Source organism: Sulfitobacter sp. 15WGC, assembly GCF_005068605.1.
Taxonomy (GTDB): Bacteria; Pseudomonadota; Alphaproteobacteria; order Rhodobacterales; family Rhodobacteraceae; genus Sulfitobacter; species Sulfitobacter faviae.
This window is the reverse complement of record NZ_SZNL01000046.1, coordinates 1-3,646: the sequence shown is the minus strand read 5'-3', so window position 1 is coordinate 3,646 and position 3,646 is coordinate 1. Positions and strand designations below refer to the sequence as shown.

3 protein-coding genes are annotated in these 3,646 nt (G+C 54.7%); 2 read left to right on the top strand and 1 reads right to left on the bottom strand.

Translation table 11 applies throughout. The features are described from left to right. Window positions 1-132 precede the first annotated feature (132 nt). Window positions 133-1,464 carry a YjbH domain-containing protein gene (locus FCK22_RS17795; RefSeq protein ID WP_067264200.1) on the bottom strand — a complete coding sequence of 444 codons (1,332 nt, stop codon included), beginning with the start codon at window positions 1,462-1,464 and terminating at the stop codon, window positions 133-135. A gap of 133 nt (window positions 1,465-1,597) precedes the next feature. Here FCK22_RS17795 and FCK22_RS17790 point away from each other — a divergent pair, with 133 nt between their 5' ends. Both FCK22_RS17790 and FCK22_RS17785 read left to right on the top strand, forming a co-directional pair. Continuing rightward, entirely contained in the window at window positions 1,598-2,323 is a 726-nt protein-coding gene (locus tag FCK22_RS17790) for a metallophosphoesterase (RefSeq protein ID WP_067264202.1), read from the top strand. 96 nt (window positions 2,324-2,419) lie between these two features. Further along, a complete protein-coding gene (locus FCK22_RS17785; protein WP_082852046.1) occupies window positions 2,420-3,496 on the top strand; it encodes an MBL fold metallo-hydrolase in 1,077 nt (358 codons plus the stop codon). The last annotated feature ends 150 nt before the right edge of the window (window positions 3,497-3,646 follow it).

The following is a 3,646-nucleotide window of genomic DNA, read 5'->3' as shown; positions in this document are numbered from 1 at the left end:
TAGGTCTGGCGGGTCTTGCGGCGGATGTTTTTGACCAGCTTGTCAGCTGCGTCTTTCGATGTTCCGGGCTTCTTGTTCATCTTCGCTCCTTAAAGGCTACGATGAACCAGAAACCCTCCGTTGTTCAAATCCTCAAATCTGTCCCAAAGGTGCTGACGTCAGACAGGGGCCAAGCCCATAGGTGAACGTTGGATAGGCCTCGGACAACTCGCCTTCGCGGCTTTGAGCCGCGGCATCTTTGATCTCAGCCCGTGCAAGCGTGCGCCAAGCGCCGTCATAATCATTCTTGAGCTCTTCTAAATCGGAGCGCGCAACGGTGACCGTGCTGATCGGCATCCCGTTGCTTTGAAACGTGACATCGAAAACCTCGACCTCGGGGGACAGCGTCACGGCCATCACCCGTGCAGCTCGGCCCGCGGCCTGTGCTTCGATATCCCACAGATTGTTTTCCAAACGAACCTGCGCCCGGCGGCCAATGACGGTCAGTCCTTGAAGCTCCAATCCCTCCTGCGCAAGCATGGCTTTCAAGGTACGGTCCACTCTGGCCTTTTGTGCCGGCTGTCGAATGTCGTGGTTTGCAAACACCGTTTGATCGCGCGGCACCAGTGGGATAGGTGCTGCATCCTGCCCCCCCGGCGCACGGCGTTTTGCCGGGTTCAGGATTAGGCTATACTGTAAACCGACTTCAGAGCCTCCGATCACGAAAGCGCGCAGGTTGGAACCGCTAGGATAGCTATAGTTGAACCCTAGGTTAATCGGGCTTTTTATGTCGATGGCACCCACGCTTTGTTCACGTTCATAGGCATCTGACGAATACTCTAATTGGAAAGACAAACGATCCGTTGCCTGATATTCCACCCCCGCGAATAGGGCTGCCGGGCCGCGAAACCAGGCGCCGAAATCAAGCTGGCCAGTCGTGTTGATACCCCCAGCGGCAACATTCGGTCGCGTATCGAACCGGTCAGCGACCACGCCCAACGGGTTCGAAAAAGAGCCCCGTTGCGCCAATCGCCCCCAGCCCATGCCTCCGGTTACTCTGAGCTTCGAGCCGAAGCTTTTGGTGCCGACAAAGTATTCACCGGAATAGATGCCCGTACCGCCAAAATCCCTCAGACCGACTGCAAGAGCAGGAAAGCGCAGCGTCTCGTCAGTGATCTGATAGTGAAGATCAAAGCTACGGTCATAGCGTGTGCCGTCCTGCGGCCCGCCTGGGTCAAAATCGTCAACAATCGCATAGCGGAAAGTGCCATAAAGCTTTGGCAAAACTTGAAACGTAGCTGTGTTTCGGGTGGTGGCGCCAAACATGCTCGTGGTGAGCGCCACATGCCCATCCGGCAGAACTTCTGCCGTTGGCATATCGACAAGACCCGGGGTACCATATGTCGACATGGTCTGGGCCCGAGCGATGCTATCAGCCCCCAAGGCGGCCAGAGCGAAAATGCCAAATAACTTGCTTGCACGCATTAAGACAAAAACCTGAACTCAAAAGAACCTATAGCAGCCTGATGCCACGACTTCACAACAACTGGCAAACCACTTAATAATTAACCCCGCACTGCGGTCCTGCTGCAACACCCCGAAGGACGACATTTCGCCTATGCTAAGCAATTGGTTCAAAGGGCTATTCTCCCCTACAAGGCCCTTCCCCCGTCCCGCACCGAAAGAACCCTTTGTCGCAATTGGTGACATCCACGGCCGAGCGGATCTCCTCAAACGGGCCCTAAGGAGCATTAAGGACACCAAAATCGTTTGCGTTGGAGACTATGTTGACCGCGGGGATGACAGCGCAGAGGTCCTGCGTCTGCTCTACGCGCGCCCTGATGTGGTTTGCCTCTCTGGAAACCACGAAGAGATGATGCTCCATTTCTTGGATCATCCGCAAAAACATGGACCCCGCTGGCTGCGCTACGGGGGACTTCAAACGTTGGCAAGCTTTGGCGTCCCAGGGGCAAGCGAAGCAGCAAGCGGTGCTGCGCTGGATGGGATCGCCGAAAAACTCAACGAGGCTATGGGCGAAGACCTAATCCTCTGGCTCCGCAACCGCCCTGTTTTTTGGCAATCAGGGAATGTAGCGGTCGTTCATGCGGCGGCGGACCCAGCCGTACCGATCGATATGCAGACCACCGAAACCCTGCATTGGGGCCACGCCGACTTCGAGACAACCCAGCGAGAAGACAATATCTGGGTGCTTCATGGTCACACGATCGTTGATACACCCCACGCTGACCGTGGCCGTGTATCAATCGACACGGGTGCCTATGCCACAGGACGACTAACGGCGGCATGGGTCTCATCTGATGGCGTGACGTTCGAGACCGTTTGAAGGCATCCGAAAAATACCCATTATTCGCATTACTTTTTCGGAAAGCCGGACATCTGCGAAATAGCCAAAGTAGATATTGCGTGTAATAGTTGCTGGATGATCAGCTTTGGACAACTCCATTGGCTTTACGTTTTGGCCATATCCCTTGCCGTCAGCGCATGCAGCCAAGGTTTCGAAGCGTTTTGGAATGACAGAGCCCACCGGCTGCCTCTAGCGCCCTCATCATCCGGAACGCAGGTCCGGTTCTTCGGGGTCTCAAGTTTCCTCATTCAAAGCGGAAACTCCACACTGATGATCGACGGTTTTCTTACCCGCCCGCCAAACGCATTTTTCAAGAAAATTCAACCAGACCTTCCAACTGTCACATCGCTCCTATCGGCCGCAGGGGTGTCCGTGGAGCAGCCCTGCCAGGCGCGCGCAAGCAATCAGAAAACCCTAGACGCCATTGTCGCCATGCATGGCCACTATGATCACGCCCTCGATACTCCGCTTATCGCCGCCTTGACCGGTGCAACCTTGATCGCGAACTCCGAAGTACTATCCGCCGTACCGCGCACGCGACGGCTGTTTCCGGACCTTTGCTCAAATTCCGATCCCATAGAGTTTCCCGACAGCACCTCCCTTCTTAAGTTATTCCTAGGCGAAATCAGGTTGACGTTGTTTGAACTACCCCATTCCAGCAACCTCGCTTCCACTTTACTGGAATACCTCCCCGCGAACGATGCTTGGGAGTATCCCGCGTCGATCCGAGACCTAAAGTCAGGCAGAAGCCTCGCTGCACATGTAGCGACACCTGACGGAACGATCTTAATTCTTCCCACTGCAGGAAACATTGGGCCCCGCCTACGAAATCTCAACCTGAAAGCCGATACACTTTTTCTTGGCGTAGGCGGGCTGGGTTGGCAATCCAGTGAGCAAATCGAACGCTACCTCCAAAACGGCGTAGTCGCCAGCGGTGCAACGAAAGTCATTCCAATCCACTGGGATGCGCATGCTCCTGCTATTGATCCATCAGCTCCGAACCTTCCTATTCCGATCTACGAAAATTTAAATCGCTCTCACCGGGCGTTGAAAGACCTAACGAGAAAACATCCAGATATTTCCATTCTGTCTATTCCGACGTTCCAACCCTTCGATCCGTTTTCAGATACCACCAGCGGGAAGCCTAATTGATGCAATACACAACGCTTAGAAAAGTAAGCGTTTCCTGCCGCCCACCTTCCGTCTGTCATGGTGATGGGTTCATTGGACCCTGTTGATTGTTGGACTGGATTTTCTCCATGGAGACTACATCGGAGGTTCTCCCGGTTGGCGGCCGGGGTC

What these genes read in the sequence shown, in the direction of transcription:
- FCK22_RS17785 (WP_082852046.1), top strand. Translation starts at nt 2,420, where the DNA reads ATGATCAGCTTTGGACAACTCCATTGGCTTTACGTTTTGGCCATATCC.
- FCK22_RS17790 (WP_067264202.1), top strand. Translation starts at nt 1,598, where the DNA reads ATGCTAAGCAATTGGTTCAAAGGGCTATTCTCCCCTACAAGGCCCTTC.
- FCK22_RS17795 (WP_067264200.1), bottom strand. Translation starts at nt 1,464, where the DNA reads ATGCGTGCAAGCAAGTTATTTGGCATTTTCGCTCTGGCCGCCTTGGGG.